The organism is Shimazuella sp. NTD247 (assembly GCF_059510415.1).
The window spans coordinates 78,380-93,159 of record NZ_JCAJZU010000008.1 but is presented as its reverse complement, the minus strand read 5'-3'; the positions used below and the strand labels follow the sequence as shown (position 1 = coordinate 93,159).

The 14,780-nt window shown below is 40.3% G+C and carries 17 protein-coding genes and 2 other annotated features; all 17 genes read left to right on the top strand.

The window, feature by feature from the left end:
• The first annotated feature begins 77 nt into the window (after positions 1 to 77).
• The 17 genes from ispD to rpoB all read left to right on the top strand — a co-directional run bounded on the left by ispD (position 78) and on the right by rpoB (position 14,767).
• Entirely contained in the window at positions 78 to 788 is a 711-nt protein-coding gene (gene ispD, locus AC5WOC_RS18450) for a 2-C-methyl-D-erythritol 4-phosphate cytidylyltransferase (RefSeq protein WP_496056889.1), read from the top strand.
• The gene (ispF, locus tag AC5WOC_RS18445) at positions 785 to 1,264 is read left to right on the top strand and encodes a 2-C-methyl-D-erythritol 2,4-cyclodiphosphate synthase (RefSeq protein ID WP_496056888.1); all 480 of its coding nucleotides are present in this window, start codon (positions 785 to 787) and stop codon (positions 1,262 to 1,264) included. The genes ispD and ispF overlap by 4 nt, the downstream gene beginning before the upstream one ends.
• Before the next feature lie 83 nt (positions 1,265 to 1,347).
• Positions 1,348 to 1,556, top strand: a binding site (T-box leader).
• Between the two features lie 37 nt (positions 1,557 to 1,593).
• On the top strand, positions 1,594 to 2,316 hold the full coding sequence (cysE, locus tag AC5WOC_RS18440) for a serine O-acetyltransferase (protein ID WP_496056887.1): 723 nt from the start codon (positions 1,594 to 1,596) through the stop codon (positions 2,314 to 2,316).
• Entirely contained in the window at positions 2,285 to 3,682 is a 1,398-nt protein-coding gene (gene cysS, locus AC5WOC_RS18435) for a cysteine--tRNA ligase (protein WP_496056886.1), read from the top strand. Before cysE ends, cysS begins: the two co-directional genes overlap by 32 nt.
• Positions 3,679 to 4,116 carry a Mini-ribonuclease 3 gene (locus tag AC5WOC_RS18430; protein WP_496056885.1) on the top strand — a complete coding sequence of 146 codons (438 nt, stop codon included), beginning with the start codon at positions 3,679 to 3,681 and terminating at the stop codon, positions 4,114 to 4,116. Before cysS ends, AC5WOC_RS18430 begins: the two co-directional genes overlap by 4 nt.
• Positions 4,116 to 4,859, top strand: coding sequence for a 23S rRNA (guanosine(2251)-2'-O)-methyltransferase RlmB (rlmB, locus tag AC5WOC_RS18425; RefSeq protein ID WP_496056884.1), 744 nt, complete (start codon positions 4,116 to 4,118; stop codon positions 4,857 to 4,859). Before AC5WOC_RS18430 ends, rlmB begins: the two co-directional genes overlap by 1 nt.
• A 2-nt stretch (positions 4,860 to 4,861) precedes the next feature.
• On the top strand, positions 4,862 to 5,368 hold the full coding sequence (locus tag AC5WOC_RS18420; protein ID WP_496056883.1) for an NYN domain-containing protein: 507 nt from the start codon (positions 4,862 to 4,864) through the stop codon (positions 5,366 to 5,368).
• 81 nt (positions 5,369 to 5,449) lie between these two features.
• Positions 5,450 to 6,112 carry an RNA polymerase sporulation sigma factor SigH gene (gene sigH / locus AC5WOC_RS18415; protein ID WP_496056882.1) on the top strand — a complete coding sequence of 221 codons (663 nt, stop codon included), beginning with the start codon at positions 5,450 to 5,452 and terminating at the stop codon, positions 6,110 to 6,112.
• A 721-nt stretch (positions 6,113 to 6,833) separates the two neighbouring features.
• Entirely contained in the window at positions 6,834 to 6,983 is a 150-nt protein-coding gene (rpmG, locus tag AC5WOC_RS18410; RefSeq protein WP_083964250.1) for a 50S ribosomal protein L33, read from the top strand.
• A gap of 18 nt (positions 6,984 to 7,001) precedes the next feature.
• A complete protein-coding gene (secE, locus tag AC5WOC_RS18405; RefSeq protein WP_496056881.1) occupies positions 7,002 to 7,229 on the top strand; it encodes a preprotein translocase subunit SecE in 228 nt (75 codons plus the stop codon).
• A gap of 45 nt (positions 7,230 to 7,274) precedes the next feature.
• Complete coding sequence (gene nusG / locus AC5WOC_RS18400; protein WP_496056880.1) at positions 7,275 to 7,808, top strand: transcription termination/antitermination protein NusG; 534 nt, start codon at positions 7,275 to 7,277, stop codon at positions 7,806 to 7,808.
• Between the two features lie 152 nt (positions 7,809 to 7,960).
• The gene (rplK, locus tag AC5WOC_RS18395) at positions 7,961 to 8,386 is read left to right on the top strand and encodes a 50S ribosomal protein L11 (protein ID WP_496056879.1); all 426 of its coding nucleotides are present in this window, start codon (positions 7,961 to 7,963) and stop codon (positions 8,384 to 8,386) included.
• A gap of 69 nt (positions 8,387 to 8,455) precedes the next feature.
• The gene (rplA, locus tag AC5WOC_RS18390) at positions 8,456 to 9,154 is read left to right on the top strand and encodes a 50S ribosomal protein L1 (RefSeq protein ID WP_496056878.1); all 699 of its coding nucleotides are present in this window, start codon (positions 8,456 to 8,458) and stop codon (positions 9,152 to 9,154) included.
• Between the two features lie 28 nt (positions 9,155 to 9,182).
• Positions 9,183 to 9,293 (top strand) — a sequence feature (ribosomal protein L10 leader region).
• 51 nt (positions 9,294 to 9,344) lie between these two features.
• Positions 9,345 to 9,857: a 50S ribosomal protein L10 gene (gene rplJ, locus AC5WOC_RS18385; protein WP_496056877.1), complete on the top strand. Its 513-nt coding sequence runs from the start codon at positions 9,345 to 9,347 to the stop codon at positions 9,855 to 9,857.
• A gap of 52 nt (positions 9,858 to 9,909) precedes the next feature.
• Positions 9,910 to 10,275, top strand: a complete 366-nt coding sequence (gene rplL / locus AC5WOC_RS18380) for a 50S ribosomal protein L7/L12 (RefSeq protein ID WP_496056876.1) — start codon at positions 9,910 to 9,912, stop codon at positions 10,273 to 10,275.
• A 58-nt stretch (positions 10,276 to 10,333) separates the two neighbouring features.
• Entirely contained in the window at positions 10,334 to 10,930 is a 597-nt protein-coding gene (locus tag AC5WOC_RS18375; RefSeq protein ID WP_496056875.1) for a class I SAM-dependent methyltransferase, read from the top strand.
• A 252-nt stretch (positions 10,931 to 11,182) separates the two neighbouring features.
• Complete coding sequence (rpoB, locus tag AC5WOC_RS18370) at positions 11,183 to 14,767, top strand: DNA-directed RNA polymerase subunit beta (RefSeq protein WP_496056874.1); 3,585 nt, start codon at positions 11,183 to 11,185, stop codon at positions 14,765 to 14,767.
• Positions 14,768 to 14,780: the final 13 nt, after the last annotated feature.

The following is a 14,780-nucleotide window of genomic DNA, read 5'->3' as shown; positions in this document are numbered from 1 at the left end:
GTTATCGTACTGGGCTTGTTTTTTGTGTCAAGTGTGGTATTCTCAGCTCAATGATGAAAAAAAGGAGCAGTAGCTAAGTGAGTATAGGTGTAGTGATTCCAGCAGCAGGAATTGGCAAGCGAATGAATAGCACTACTCCCAAACAATTGCTAGAGTTGTCCGGGAAACCAATTCTCATACATACATTAGAAGTTTTTGATCAACATTCACACATCAGTGAAATTACTGTGGTAACAAACAAAGAAAGCTTTGAACAAGTGGACAAACTTACGAAACAGTATGGTTTGAAGAAAGTCAAACGGATTGTAATCGGCGGCAAAGAAAGACAAGATAGTGTATATGCTGGAGTGCGGGCAACTCCTACAGAGTGGGTTATGGTACATGATGCTGTTCGGGCTTTCGTCACAACTCATGAAATTGATCGTTTAATCTTTGCTGTAAAAGGGAAATATCAAGCCGGAACACTCGCTGTTCCTGTGAAAGATACTATTAAGCGAGTGAACCGTGACGGTATGGTGGAGAAAACGTTGGATCGAAAACAGCTCTGGAGTATTTTAACTCCTCAAATGGTGGAACGAAATATGTTGCTTAAAGCACATGAACAGGCCCTGGATAAAAAAATAACTGCGACAGATGATGCGATGTTAGTCGAGTTGATGGAGATACCTGTTCGAATTGTTGAAGGGGAGTACACCAATATAAAAATTACTACACCAGATGATATATTTATAGGTGAAGCCATTTTAGCGAAAACAAGGAGACAGAAAGGTAGCGTACAGACAACATGATTCGATTTGGACAAGGATTTGATGTACATCAGTTGGGGGGATCCGGCCCTTTGATATTAGGAGGAATTTCGATTCCTTATGAACAAGGGCTGATTGGGCATTCAGATGCGGATGTATTATTGCATACCATCACTGATGCGATTTTAGGTGCTCTTGCATTGGGAGATATAGGCAAACACTTTCCAGATACAGATATGAAATACAAAGGTGCTGATAGTGCTGTACTCCTTAGTGATGTTTGGAGTTTGGCTCGTGAAAAAGGTTATGCTTTAGGCAATTTGGATGCAACGATAATTGCTCAAAAGCCAAAGATGGCACCTTATATCCCCCAAATGGTAGAGAAGATTGCTCAGTTACTAGATACAGATTTAAACCAAGTAAATGTCAAAGCAACAACTACCGAACAACTTGGGTTCACTGGAAGAGAAGAAGGTATTGCAGCAATGGCTGTTGTTTCTCTGGTTCCAAATAAATAGAGGAATATGTCCAAGCGGATTTACATATTTCTTTTCTGACGAAATCTTGACAAACAAATTTTGCTCCAACAGAATAGTATGAAGAGAAAACGATGATTAGGAGAAGTAAAGCGAGTCCACTTTTCAGAAAGAAGCTGGTAGATGCGAAGCTTTAAGTGGATTGCTTGAAGTGCCCCTAGGAGTGATTGTCCGAAAAAAGTAGGATAATCCGGTTAACTACCGTTATGAGTTCATAAGTGGGACTGATGTTTATTCCAAACAGAGTGGGACCGCGGATTTTTCCGTCTCTGTAGCAATTGCTATAGGGGCGGTTTATTTATGAGAAGGGAATGGTTATTTTGTCAATTCTCAGTAAATGGAGAAATTACAAACGAAATATCCAAGCTGATATCCAAGCAGTATTTGATCGAGATCCTGCTGCGAGAACTACATTAGAAATCATTCTTACTTATTCGGGTATTCATGCACTTTGGTCTCATCGAATTGCTCATTTCTTATATCGTCATAAAGCATTTTTACTGGCAAGAATGGTTTCGCAAATAAGTCGTTTCTTTACAGGGATCGAGATTCATCCGGGCGCTTCCATTGGGAAAGGTGTTTTTATCGATCATGGAATGGGAGTGGTGATTGGCGAAACTTGCGAAATCGGTGACTATGTCACGATTTTTCAAGGAGTTACTTTAGGTGGTACAGGAAAAGAAAAGGGAAAGAGACATCCTACATTAGAAGATCATGTAATGGTTTCATCAGGAGCAAAGATATTAGGTTCTATTCGTATCGGACGTTGCGCTAAAATCGGAGCGGGTTCTGTAGTGTTACGTGATGTACCAGCAAATTCTACTGTTGTAGGAGTACCGGGGCGCGTTGTTGTCCAAGATGGAATTAGGGTGCAAGCAGATATGGATCATGTTAATATTCCGGATCCAGTAGCTGAAATGTTCCGTGCGATTCAAGCAGAGATAGATGAACTGAGAAAAGAAGTGGAAGGTTTAAAGAGACATACGGGGGGCAAACCAACAGATGACAGTCAAAGTTTACAACACATTGAGTAGAGAGAAAGAAATTTTTACAACAGAAGATCAGTCGGTATCGATGTATGTGTGCGGTCCAACTGTTTACAATTATATTCACATTGGGAATGCACGGGTATTTGTTTTTTTTGATGTGGTGAGAAGATATCTAACACATTTGGGCTACAAAGTAACTTATGTTCAAAATTTTACGGATGTGGACGATAAGTTGATCAAAGCGTCGATCGAAACAGGTAAAACAGTGGCACAGATTGCACAAGAATACACACAAGCATATTTTGCTGATATGGATGCATTAGGTGTTCGTCGTGCAGATATGCATCCAAGGGCAACAGAGCATATCGATCAAATGATTGGGGCGATTCAAACTTTAATCGAGAAAGGAATGGCTTATGAGGTTGATGGGGATGTATATTTTCGTACACTTCGTCAGGATGGGTATGGAAAACTCTCGCATCAATCCGTAGATGATTTGCAATCTGGAGCTCGTGTTGAAGTGAACGAAAGCAAAGAGCATCCCTTTGATTTTGCATTGTGGAAACGTGCTAAAGATGGAGAGATAAGCTGGGATACACCTTGGGGTAAAGGACGTCCAGGATGGCATATTGAATGTTCTGTTATGGCTAAAGAATATTTAGGAGAAACTATCGATATCCATGCTGGGGGAGTAGATTTATGCTTCCCTCACCATGAAAATGAAATTGCCCAAAGTGAAGCGTGGAACGGTAAGCCATTTGTTCGATACTGGATGCACAATGGTTTTATCAATATGGACAATGAAAAAATGTCTAAATCATTAGGGAATGTTATGCGTGTGTTTGATATGCGCAAGATGTACTCACCTAAAGCGATTCGTTATTTTTTGTTATCTGCACACTATCGAAATCCTATCAACTTCACTGAAGATGTAATAGATCAAGCTGCACAGAGTATCGAGCGGTTGCAGACTGCAGTTGATAATCTACAGCATCGCTTTCAAACATCACTGACAGGGGAAGTTCCAACGGAATTGACAACTCAGTTAGAACAATTGTCAACCCAATTTGCGAAAGAAATGAATGATGATTTTAATTCTGCAAATGGTATTACGGTTTTGTTTGAGGCTGTTCGAGCAGCCAACGAATGGTTAGCAAAGCCTGTTTTGAGCAGAGAATCCATTCTCTCCCTGTTATCTTGGTTTACGACTTACGGAGAGAACATTCTCGGATTAGTGGATATGGATGGACAGCATGGATTGGAAAGCGAGATTGAAAGTTTGATTGAGGAGCGCCAAAATGCACGTAAAGAGAGAAACTTCGGGCGTGCAGATGAAATTCGTGAACAACTTTTACAAGCAGGTATTGTGTTAGAGGACACACCTCAAGGTGTTAGGTGGAAGAAAAAATGAACCAACTTGATTTATTTGGGACGTTAACTGATTTACAGCGAAACCCAAAAGAGTTGCCGGCTTTGACTTTGGCATATGTGGGTGATGCCGTACAGGAACTATTTGTACGGTATCATTTAATCGCTTCAGGAGAAATCAGACCACGGAGACTACAGCAACTCTCCGTAAAGTATGTATCAGCTGCTGCTCAAGCACATGCAGTACAATCGATCCAAAATCAACTAACTGAGGAAGAAGTCGCTGTTTACAAACGGGGGAGAAATGCAAAGACTACTAGCATTTCCAGACGAACAGATGTGATACAATACCGCCATGGGACAGGATTAGAAGCTCTAATCGGTTATCTCTATCTAATGGGAGAAACAAAACGACTAAAGCAAATTATGAAGATGTTAATAGAGCTAGGACCATTTGAAAAGGGGATTGGAAAATAATGGCGGATTGGATTTTTGGTAAACATGCTGTTTTAGAAGCTTCTTCTGCGGGAAGGGATATGGAAAAGGTATGGTTTTCTGAAGGGATGAAGAAAAAACAACTCGAAGATTTGATTCGAAAGTTAGAGGAACAGAAAGTTCCTTATTCTTTTGTTCCTCGAGGAAAAATTGATCAGATCGCAGAGCAAAAAAATCATCAAGGTATCGCTGCTCAGGTGAGTAGCTATCAATATGCTTCTGTGGAAGATATACTTTCCCGTGCCAAGAAAAAAAGAGAACAGCCATTTTTGCTGGTACTCGACGGAATCGTTGATCCTCATAATTTAGGAAGCGTAATACGCACTGCTGATGCGGCTGGAGCTCATGGTGTTATTATTCCAAAACGCAGAGCTGTCGGTTTAACAGCCACAGTCGCAAAAACTTCAGCAGGAGCAATTGAATATGTGCCGGTTGCCAAAGTGACCAATATCAACCGTACGGCAGAGTTACTGAAAGAACAAGGTATTTGGCTGATTGGTACAGATGGCGATGCGAAACAAACATATGACACCATAAACTATGATATGCCGATTGCTTTAATCATTGGTAATGAGGGACAAGGAGTCAGTCTCCAATTAAAGAAAAAATGTGATTTTCTCGTTCGTTTACCAATGAAAGGACAAGTCTCTTCCTTAAATGCATCGGTTGCAACTGGGATTATGCTGTATCAAGTATTGCAAAGCCGAAAGATACAAGGTAATTAGCAATGGAGGAATGGCTGGTAATCGATGGCTATAACATTATTCGAGCAAATCCAAATTATTCTGATGAAATAGAAATTGCACGAGATGAATTAATTCACGACTTAATTGAGTATCAAGCAGTTTCAGGGATGAAAGTTTTTGTTATTTTTGATGCTTATCGAATGCAAGGGTTTCGTATAAAAGATCGTGAGAAAAGAATCAAAGTTGTTTTTACCGAAAAAGAAGAGACTGCAGATGCTTGGATTGAGCATTTTGTTCGAAAATATAAAGCGGAAAAGCGTCATATTTATGTCGCTACCTCGGATTTTTTGGAGCAGCGAATGATTTTTGGACAAGGTGCTTACCGAATATCTGCCAGAGAATTTATTGATCAGTTAAATCTTTCGAAGAAAACGATCACTAGTCATCTCAAACAGAAACAAATTCCAAAAACAGCAAAAAACCCTCTTTGGGAAAGTATTCCTGAATCACTTAGACATAAATTAGAGAAATTGCGCAGAAAAAAATAGATGAAAAATTGACGTTTTTGTTTCAATTCAATATAATAAGACTTGCCATTTTGAAATGCGACTTGGTCAGGGGGAAATATTTTGAGCATTGACCTACTATCTAGCAGTCCCAGGGATTTGGATAGGAAAGTCCTTTACCATCAGTTAGATGATGAGGAACTAGTTAGAGATATACGTGTAGGAGACCAGGAAGCTCTAGAGTATCTTATTCATAAGTACAAAAACTTCGTTAGAGCAAAAGCCCGGTCGTACTTTTTAATTGGTGCAGACCACGAGGATATCGTCCAAGAGGGCATGATTGGCTTATATAAAGCTATCCGCGATTTTCGGGGGGACAAGTTAGCTTCTTTTAAAGCGTTTGCAGAACTTTGTATTACAAGACAAATCATTACCGCGATCAAAACGGCAACAAGACAAAAGCATATACCGCTTAATTCTTATGTATCACTGGACAAGCCAAGTCACGATGACTCTGATCGGACACTCTATGATACATTGACAGGCGGGCGTACCAATCCAGAGGAAATATATATAAATCGAGAAGAGCATAACGACATCGAAGATAAAATTTCCCAAATTTTAAGCGATTTAGAGCGAAAAGTGCTCATGCTATATTTAGATGGTCGGTCTTATCAAGAGATTGCTGTCGATCTCAATCGTCATGTGAAGTCAATTGATAATGCTTTGCAACGAGTGAAACGCAAATTAGAGAAGTATTTAGATATTGAAGAAATTTCTCTTTAAAAAATGTTATCTATCAATTTACAGATTCGACAAAAAGGGACAAATTCCTTTTGCTAGATAAGAAACAATTTTTATAACATTGCGTATATTCATTACAAGATGAGTTCAGTCTTACATCAATTCAACATTTTACAGACATACCCTGCTGCTAAACTATCAGCACTTACAATTTTTGGATGGTTTGAGATGCAGAAAATCAACTTGTCATGACTGTTCCGTACAGTGAGGATCGTAGATTCATAGGAATAACTTGGAAACTTAGAAATGGAGTCGAATTCAACTCTCGTTTCAATGCTTCAATGGTTTTAGCTGTATGGAGTGTCAACCTTCGAAAATAATGAACATGAATCATGAAAACGGAGACAAAGGCATATAAGCATTCGTCTCCTTGTTTTTTTGGTAAACGGTTTCAGAAAATCGAAGAAAAATTTTAACCTAACCTGACATTAATTTGACCTAAGACCGCTATTATGTTAACCTAATTTGGGTATTTTCTATTATATTAAGAACATCAGTAGCTCTCTTTGGCTCACCTAAATTGCGAAAATGGAGCGAAAGTAGGGAGCACATCCGAGAGGTACTTTATTTTTACCGCGGGAACTATGGGAAGAGTTTGTGATAGAACGGCTTGCCAAGACTGGTGTTCGCAGGAATCTACCATTTTTAAAGTTGGTAGTAGTTTCAAGGATTGCTAGTTTAGACTTCAAGAGGAGGTGCAAAAATGCGAGTCAATGTTACGCTTGCATGCACGGATTGTCGTGAACGCAACTATGCGCTAACCAAAAACAAACGGAAACATCCAGATCGGATGGAGCTTCGCAAGTATTGCCCCCGTTGCAACTCACATACGCTACATCGGGAAACGAAGTAAATTGGGGTGGGAAGATAGATGGCTGTACTCACAAGTATTGGACGTGGAATAAAAAGAAGTTTCAGCGGTACAACTGGCTTCTTTCGTTCTAGTTATCAAGAGTTTAAAAAAGTGAAGTGGCCAACTCGAAAAGAGATGGTCAAATATACGACTGTTGTGATTGTCGCTGTTGTAATCCTTACCATCTTTTTCTTCCTCGTAGATATGGGAATCGCACAGTTAGTTCAATTGATCACTAAGAAGTAAGATGGACGTCATAAGGGGGGACAGGGGCTTTTTTCCCTGATTGTAATGGAAAAAAATTGGTATGTGGTGCACACCTATTCCGGTTATGAAAACAAAGTAAAGACAAACTTGGAGAAGCGATTGGACTCCATGGGGATGCAAGATAAGATTTTTCGTGTCATGGTGCCGATGGAAGAAGAAATCGAACACAAAGATGGCAAAAAGAAAACTGTCATGCGTAAAGTTTTCCCAGGTTATGTACTTGTGGAAATGATAATGACAGATGACTCGTGGTATGTTGTTCGCAATACTCCGGGTGTAACTGGCTTTGTCGGTTCTGCTGGTGCTGGCTCCAAACCAACTCCTCTCTTGCCTGATGAAGTCCAAACGATTCTAGAGCAAATGGGAGTCGAAGAAGTTCAGACTGTCGTTGATTTTACACTTGGCGAAAGTGTGAAAGTAATCGAAGGGCCATTTGAAAATTTAGTCGGTGAGATTGAAGGTATTGATGCAGATCGCGAAAAACTGAAAGTTTTAGTCGATATGTTTGGTAGGGAAACACCTGTAGAATTAGATTTCGGACAGGTGGAAAAACTTTAGCGTCCAAAAAACTTCCCTTTTTGCCGATTATGTGTTATTTTAATAAATGTTTGCCTGATCGGTTTGTTGTTACCGTGGGAGGGTGAAACCCGCGACCCTAGGACCTCAAGTGATTTGAGGTGGGGCTACCACATTTGAAGGAGGTAAGAAGCATGGCCAAAAAAGTCATTAAAGTGGTCAAGCTACAAATCCCAGCTGGTAAAGCGAATCCAGCGCCACCTGTTGGACCTGCTCTAGGTCAAGCTGGTGTGAACATTATGGGCTTTTGTAAAGAGTTTAATGCACGTACTTCTGAACAAGCTGGTTTAATCATTCCTGTAGTGATTACCGTTTATGAAGATCGTTCTTTTACTTTTGTGACCAAAACTCCACCAGCTGCAGTGCTGTTGAAAAAAGCTGCGGGCATTGATTCAGGTTCTGGTGAACCTAACCGGAATAAAGTAGCTACTCTTTCTCGTGACAAAGTTCGTGAGATCGCTGAAACTAAAATGCCTGATTTAAATGCAGCAGATGTGGAAGCAGCAATGCGTATGGTTGAAGGTACTGCACGCAGTATGGGTATTGTAATAAAAGACTAATGATCTAGCCGCATTTCATTAGTCTGGTGGGAGGATTTTCCGCTATCACCACATAGGGAGGTAAGAAAAGTGGCAAAACATGGTAAAAAATATCAAGAAGCGATCCAAAAAGTTGATCGTGAAAAAGTTTATGAGCCAGTTGAAGCTTTGGAACTGGTAAAATCAATTTCTACTGCTAAGTTTGATGAAACAGTAGAAGCTGCATTCCGTCTTGGAATTGACACCAAAAAAGCGGATCAGCAAGTGAGAGGCGCAGTGGTTTTACCTCACGGAACAGGAAAAACCAAACGTGTACTTGTGTTTGCAAAAGGGGAAAAAGCAAAAGAAGCAGAGGCTGCTGGAGCTGATTTTGTTGGTGATGAAGAACTAGTTGGTAAAGTTCAACAAGGATGGCTTGAATTCGATGTCGTTGTTGCAACCCCTGACATGATGGGTCAAGTTGGCCGTCTCGGACGAATTCTTGGACCAAAAGGTCTCATGCCTAACCCAAAAACAGGTACTGTTACTTTTGAAGTAGAAAAAGCTGTTAATGAGATCAAAGCTGGTAAGATTGAATATCGTGCAGATAAAGCTGGGAATATCCACGCTGCTATTGGAAAAGTATCTTTTTCTACAGAACAACTTTCCGATAACTTGCAAGCACTATCTGATGCACTTACTAAAGCAAAACCAGCAGCATCAAAAGGTACTTATATGAAAAATATCAGTGTTTCCTCAACAATGGGGCCTGGTGTACAAATAAGTGCTACAGCATTAAACGCTCGTTAATAGTAAGTTTTTCCTAAATTGAATATGATGTTAATTCATCTATCGACCGTAGACAGTAGGTGCACATAAGTGCTTAATTTCCTACCGAGGTGAAAGCCACTGGCCTTCGTCTGTCTACGAAGGCTTTTTTCTACGTTTTCACGAGTCTACACATTTTGAGATTTTAACACCACCCAAGGAGGTGTAAGGCATGTCCAAAGTACTTGAAAAAAAGCAACAAGTAGTAACAGAAGTGAAAGAAAAGCTCAGCTCCAGTGTGAGTACAGTTGTTACTGATTATCGTGGGCTTTCTGTTGCCGAAGTAACAGAACTGCGTAAACAATTGCGTGAAGCTGGTGTGGAATACCAAGTATTGAAAAATACATTGGTACGCCGTGCAACTGGTGAAGTAGGACTTACTGAAATGGATCAATTCCTTACTGGTCCTACTGCTATTGCATTCAGTAAAGAGGATGTAGTTGCTCCAGCAAAGGTTCTTCATAACTTTGCGAAAGAACATAAAAACCTTGAAATCAAAGGCGCGATTGTGGAAGGCGAAGTTGTTGGATCTGACAAAGTAAAAGAGATCGCATCTCTTCCATCACGTGAAGGTTTGCTCTCCATGCTTTTATCTGTACTACAAGCTCCAGTTCGCAACTTGGCTTACGTTGTAAAAGCTGTTGCAGAACAAAAAGAGCAGCCTGAAGCTTCTGCTGCTGAATAATTTAACCTTTGCAAGTCAAAAAAAATATAATAATTTTATTGGAGGTTCTACCATGTCTAACGAACAAATCTTAGAAGCGGTAAAAAATATGACCGTTCTGGAATTAAACGAATTGGTAAAAGCAATTGAAGAAGAATTTGGAGTAACTGCAGCTGCACCAGTTGTACAAGGTGGCGGCGGTGGCGCAGGTGAAGGCGCTGCTGAGAAAACTGAATTCGATGTAATCCTTGCAAGTGCTGGTTCTTCCAAAGTTGGAGTAATTAAAGCAGTTCGTGGAATCACTGGCCTTGGATTGAAAGAAGCAAAAGCTCTTGTAGACGGTGCTCCATCCCCAGTTAAAGAAGGAGTATCCAAAGAAGAAGCTGACAAGCTCAAAGAAGAATTGGAAGCTGCTGGCGCTAGTGTAGAAGTAAAATAATAAATTGGACTCGCCAAAGGTTAAGGCGGGTCCGTTTTCCTATTAAGGGGGGTAAGCCTTGTCGAATCACTACTACTCTGCAAAACCAGAGTCAAGACATGAAGATAGACGGATTGAAGCTGAGCTGCGTGGAAATCAATTATTTTTTCAGACAGACGCTGGTGTTTTTTCCAAAAAAGGAATCGATTTTGGGAGTAGGTTATTGATCGAAACGGTAGACCTTTCTCCTGTGAAATGTTTATTGGATTTAGGTTGTGGCTATGGTCCCGTAGGAATAGCATTAGCAAAAGCCAGTTCATCGCTGTATGTAACAATGGTGGATATTAATGAGAGAGCTACTAAACTAGCACAGGAAAATGCAGTTAGGAACCATGTGGGGTCACAAGTGGAAATTAAAGCAAGTGATGGATTTGAGCAATTAGAAGGACGGAAGTTTGATGCTATTCTTTGTAATCCGCCAATCCGCGTAGGTAAAGAGTTTATCTTTCAACTATTTGCAGCATCAAAAAACCATCTTTCAGAAACAGGTTCACTGTGGATTGTGATTCGAAAACAACAGGGTGCAGCTACAGCAAAGGCAGAATTGAGTAGATTGTATTCATCTGTTGAGCAAGTAACACAAAAAAAAGGTTATTGTATTTTCGTTGCTCGTTAGAATTTATATATATTTCATCTTTGGTATATGGAAGACATATCTATATTGGCACGATTTATTTAAAAAAAATAATTGACACGTCTCATTGCTTGTGCTAGTGTTATAACTTGCAGAAATCCTTTTAAAACGTTAAACAATTTTGTGTTGGTTTATTTTCCCAGTTTTTCGGCAAAGATAGTTTAATAGGTTTTCTTTAGGTATTGTTGTGGTAATTTTTTTACCCATTTTCTTTTTGGTTCTCTTGGATAGGGTATGAGGGGGGAGCTCATTTTGCTAGGTAAACTTGTCCAGTACGGTCGGCGTCAACGCAGAAGTTACGCTCGAATCAATGAAATACTAGATTTACCAAATCTGATAGAAATTCAACAACAGTCTTATGACTGGTTTCTAGCAGAAGGTTTACGTGAGATGTTCCAAGATATTTCTCCAATTGAAGATTTTACTGGAAATTTGGTTTTGGAATTTATCGATTATAAATTAGGCGAACCAAAGTATAACTTGGAGGAATCAAAAGACCACCAAGTTACTTATGCTGCTCCATTACGAGTAAAAGTCCGTCTTATCAACAAAGAGACAGGAGAAGTAAAAGAGCAGGAAGTATTTATGGGTGACTTTCCTCTAATGACGGAAACAGGTACTTTTATTTATAATGGTGCCGAACGTGTTATTGTCAGTCAGTTAGTTCGTTCACCTAGTGTGTATTATAGCACGAAATTAGACAAGAATGGGAAACCAACATATACTGCCACAGTAATTCCAAATCGTGGTGCATGGTTGGAACTTGAAACGGATGCGAAGGATATTATTTATGTTCGGATTGACCGTACCAGAAAGATACCTGTCACGGTTCTTTTGCGCGCCCTAGGGTATAGTTCTGATGCGGAAATTATTGATCTTTTGGGTGAAGATGAATACATTCGAAACACTCTTGATAAAGACAATACAGGAAATACGGAAAAAGCTTTAATTGAAATATATGAGCGCTTACGCCCAGGCGAGCCGCCAACTGCGGAAAATGCTCGAGATCTTTTATATACTCGCTTTTTTGACCCAAAACGCTACGACTTGGCAAACGTTGGTCGATACAAAATGAACAAAAAGCTACATATTAAAAATCGACTGCTCAATCAAAAACTAGCAGAGCCAATCGTTGATAGTGAGACGGGTGAAATATTAGCAGAAGCAGGACAAGTACTCGAACGTCGTCTCCTTGATAAAGTTATTCCATATTTGGTTGGAGAAGCACCGTTTGGTATTCAAGAATATACCGTTCGTGGTGGAGTTCAAATGGAACCAAAAGCAACAGAAGGTTTGGTTCGCTTGCAATCTGTTCATATCCATTCCGCAAAAAACGATGATCAAATAATCAAAGTTATTTCCAATGCAGAAGTTGATCAAGAGATCAAACATATCACTCCAGCTGATATCATAGCTTCTATCAACTACTTTATTAATCTACTGCATGGCATCGGATTGACAGATGATATCGATCACTTAGGAAATCGTCGCCTCCGATCTGTAGGAGAACTTTTACAAAACCAGTTCCGCATTGGGCTTTCACGTATGGAACGTGTAGTAAAAGAAAGAATGTCTATTCAAGATGCGAACGCAATTACACCACAAGCATTGATCAATATTCGTCCTGTAATTGCATCCATCAAAGAGTTTTTTGGAAGTAGCCAGTTGTCACAGTTTATGGATCAGACAAACCCATTAGCTGAATTGACACATAAGCGTAGGTTATCGGCACTTGGTCCTGGAGGACTTACCCGGGAACGCGCAGGAATGGAAGTTCGTGACGTTCACCATTCTCACTATGGGCGTATGTGTCCTATTGAAACACCTGAGGGTCCAAACATCGGTTTGATCAACTCTCTATCTTCTTATGCACGAATTAATAACTTTGGTTTCATCGAAACACCTTATCGCAGAGTAGATCCTGAGACAGGACGAGTCACCAATCATATTGATTATTTGACTGCGGATGAAGAGGATAACTACTATGTAGCACAGGCAAATGCACAGATCGATGAGGAAGGGAACTTCCTGCAAGATTCTGTTACTGTTCGTTATCGTGATGAAACTATTGCTGTTCCGAAAGACCGAGTAGACTATATGGATGTATCACCAAAACAAGTTGTCTCGGTAGCTACTGCTTGTATTCCTTTCTTGGAGAATGATGACTCTAACCGGGCATTAATGGGATCAAACATGCAGCGTCAGGCTGTTCCACTCTTAAAACCAGAATCGCCATTCATTGGCACTGGAATGGAGTATAAAGCAGCTCGTGACTCTGGTGTCATGATATTAGCTCGTCGAGCTGGGATAGTAGAAAGAGTTACTGCAGATGAAATATTAGTTCGTCATGAAGCGGAAGTAGATGGTCGTGTTGTAAGAGGTGATTTAGACCGTTATCGTCTGAGTAAATTTGTTCGCTCCAATCAAGGAACATCTATTAATCAACGACCTGTTGTAAAAGCAGGAGATCGTGTAGCGGTTGGCGATACACTTGCGGATGGCCCATCTACAGAACAAGGCGAAATGGCACTTGGAAGAAACGTAGTTGTTGCCTTTATGACTTGGGAAGGTTATAACTACGAAGATGCAATTCTATTGAGTGAAAAACTAGTAAAAGAAGATGTTTATACTTCGATTCATATTGAAAAACATGAATCAGAAGCAAGAGATACAAAACTCGGTCCAGAAGAGATCACCAGAGATATTCCTAATGTTGGGGAAGAAGCTTTGAAAAACCTAGACGAACGAGGAATTATTCGAGTGGGTGCTGAAATCAAAGCCGGTGATATCCTTGTTGGAAAAGTAACACCAAAAGGTGTTACAGAACTAACAGCAGAAGAGCGCCTTTTGCATGCTATTTTCGGTGAAAAAGCTCGTGAAGTAAGAGATACATCTCTACGTGTTCCACATGGTCAAGACGGTATTATCGTCGATGTAAAGGTCTTTACAAGAGAAAATGGTGATGAGCTGCCACCTGGTGTAAATCAATTGGTTCGTGTATACATCGCTCAGAAAAGAAAAATTTCTGAAGGGGATAAAATGGCTGGTCGTCATGGTAACAAAGGGGTTATCGCCCGGATTATGCCTGAGGAAGACATGCCATTCTTACCAGATGGTACACCAGTACAAGTTGTATTAAATCCGCTAGGGGTTCCATCACGTATGAATATTGGACAGGTACTCGAAGTCCACTTAGGTATGGCAGCCAAGACACTCGGCTTGCATATAGCAACGCCAGTATTTGATGGAGCTCATGAAAGTGATGTTTTCGAGACATTGGTTGAAGCTGGATTAGATGCTGATGGGAAATTTGTACTGCATGATGGACGCACAGGTGAACCGATGGAAAACCGTGTTACTGTTGGTGTGATGTACATGATTAAATTAGCACACATGGTTGATGATAAAATTCATGCTCGCTCTACTGGCCCTTACTCACTTGTTACGCAACAACCACTTGGCGGAAAAGCACAATTTGGTGGACAGCGATTTGGTGAGATGGAGGTATGGGCACTAGAAGCTTATGGCGCTGCATACACCCTGCAAGAAATACTAACGGTGAAATCGGATGATGTGGTAGGCCGTGTCAAAACATATGAATCGATTGTCAAAGGTGAAAATGTTCCAGAACCTGGTGTTCCAGAGTCCTTTAAAGTATTAATTAAAGAACTGCAGAGCCTTGGAATGGATGTTAAAATTTTGGCTGAAAATGAAGAAGAGATCGAAATGCGGGAACTAGATGATGAAGATGAACCATCTAGTGAGCGACTTGGTTTTGAACTGGATGAGCAAGAAACACGCTCTACCATGGAATCCTAAGGGAGGAATGGCA

Bases quoted from the DNA above. Each gene is read 5' to 3' on its own strand.
- cysE (WP_496056887.1), top strand. From the start codon at position 1,594: ATGGTTATTTTGTCAATTCTCAGTAAATGGAGAAATTACAAACGAAAT.
- rlmB (WP_496056884.1), top strand. From the start codon at position 4,116: ATGGCGGATTGGATTTTTGGTAAACATGCTGTTTTAGAAGCTTCTTCT.
- rplL (WP_496056876.1), top strand. From the start codon at position 9,910: ATGTCTAACGAACAAATCTTAGAAGCGGTAAAAAATATGACCGTTCTG.
- AC5WOC_RS18420 (WP_496056883.1), top strand. From the start codon at position 4,862: ATGGAGGAATGGCTGGTAATCGATGGCTATAACATTATTCGAGCAAAT.
- nusG (WP_496056880.1), top strand. From the start codon at position 7,275: ATGGAAAAAAATTGGTATGTGGTGCACACCTATTCCGGTTATGAAAAC.
- rpmG (WP_083964250.1), top strand. From the start codon at position 6,834: ATGCGAGTCAATGTTACGCTTGCATGCACGGATTGTCGTGAACGCAAC.
- ispF (WP_496056888.1), top strand. From the start codon at position 785: ATGATTCGATTTGGACAAGGATTTGATGTACATCAGTTGGGGGGATCC.
- rplK (WP_496056879.1), top strand. From the start codon at position 7,961: ATGGCCAAAAAAGTCATTAAAGTGGTCAAGCTACAAATCCCAGCTGGT.
- cysS (WP_496056886.1), top strand. From the start codon at position 2,285: ATGACAGTCAAAGTTTACAACACATTGAGTAGAGAGAAAGAAATTTTT.
- rpoB (WP_496056874.1), top strand. From the start codon at position 11,183: ATGAGGGGGGAGCTCATTTTGCTAGGTAAACTTGTCCAGTACGGTCGG.
- secE (WP_496056881.1), top strand. From the start codon at position 7,002: ATGGCTGTACTCACAAGTATTGGACGTGGAATAAAAAGAAGTTTCAGC.
- AC5WOC_RS18430 (WP_496056885.1), top strand. From the start codon at position 3,679: ATGAACCAACTTGATTTATTTGGGACGTTAACTGATTTACAGCGAAAC.
- rplJ (WP_496056877.1), top strand. From the start codon at position 9,345: ATGTCCAAAGTACTTGAAAAAAAGCAACAAGTAGTAACAGAAGTGAAA.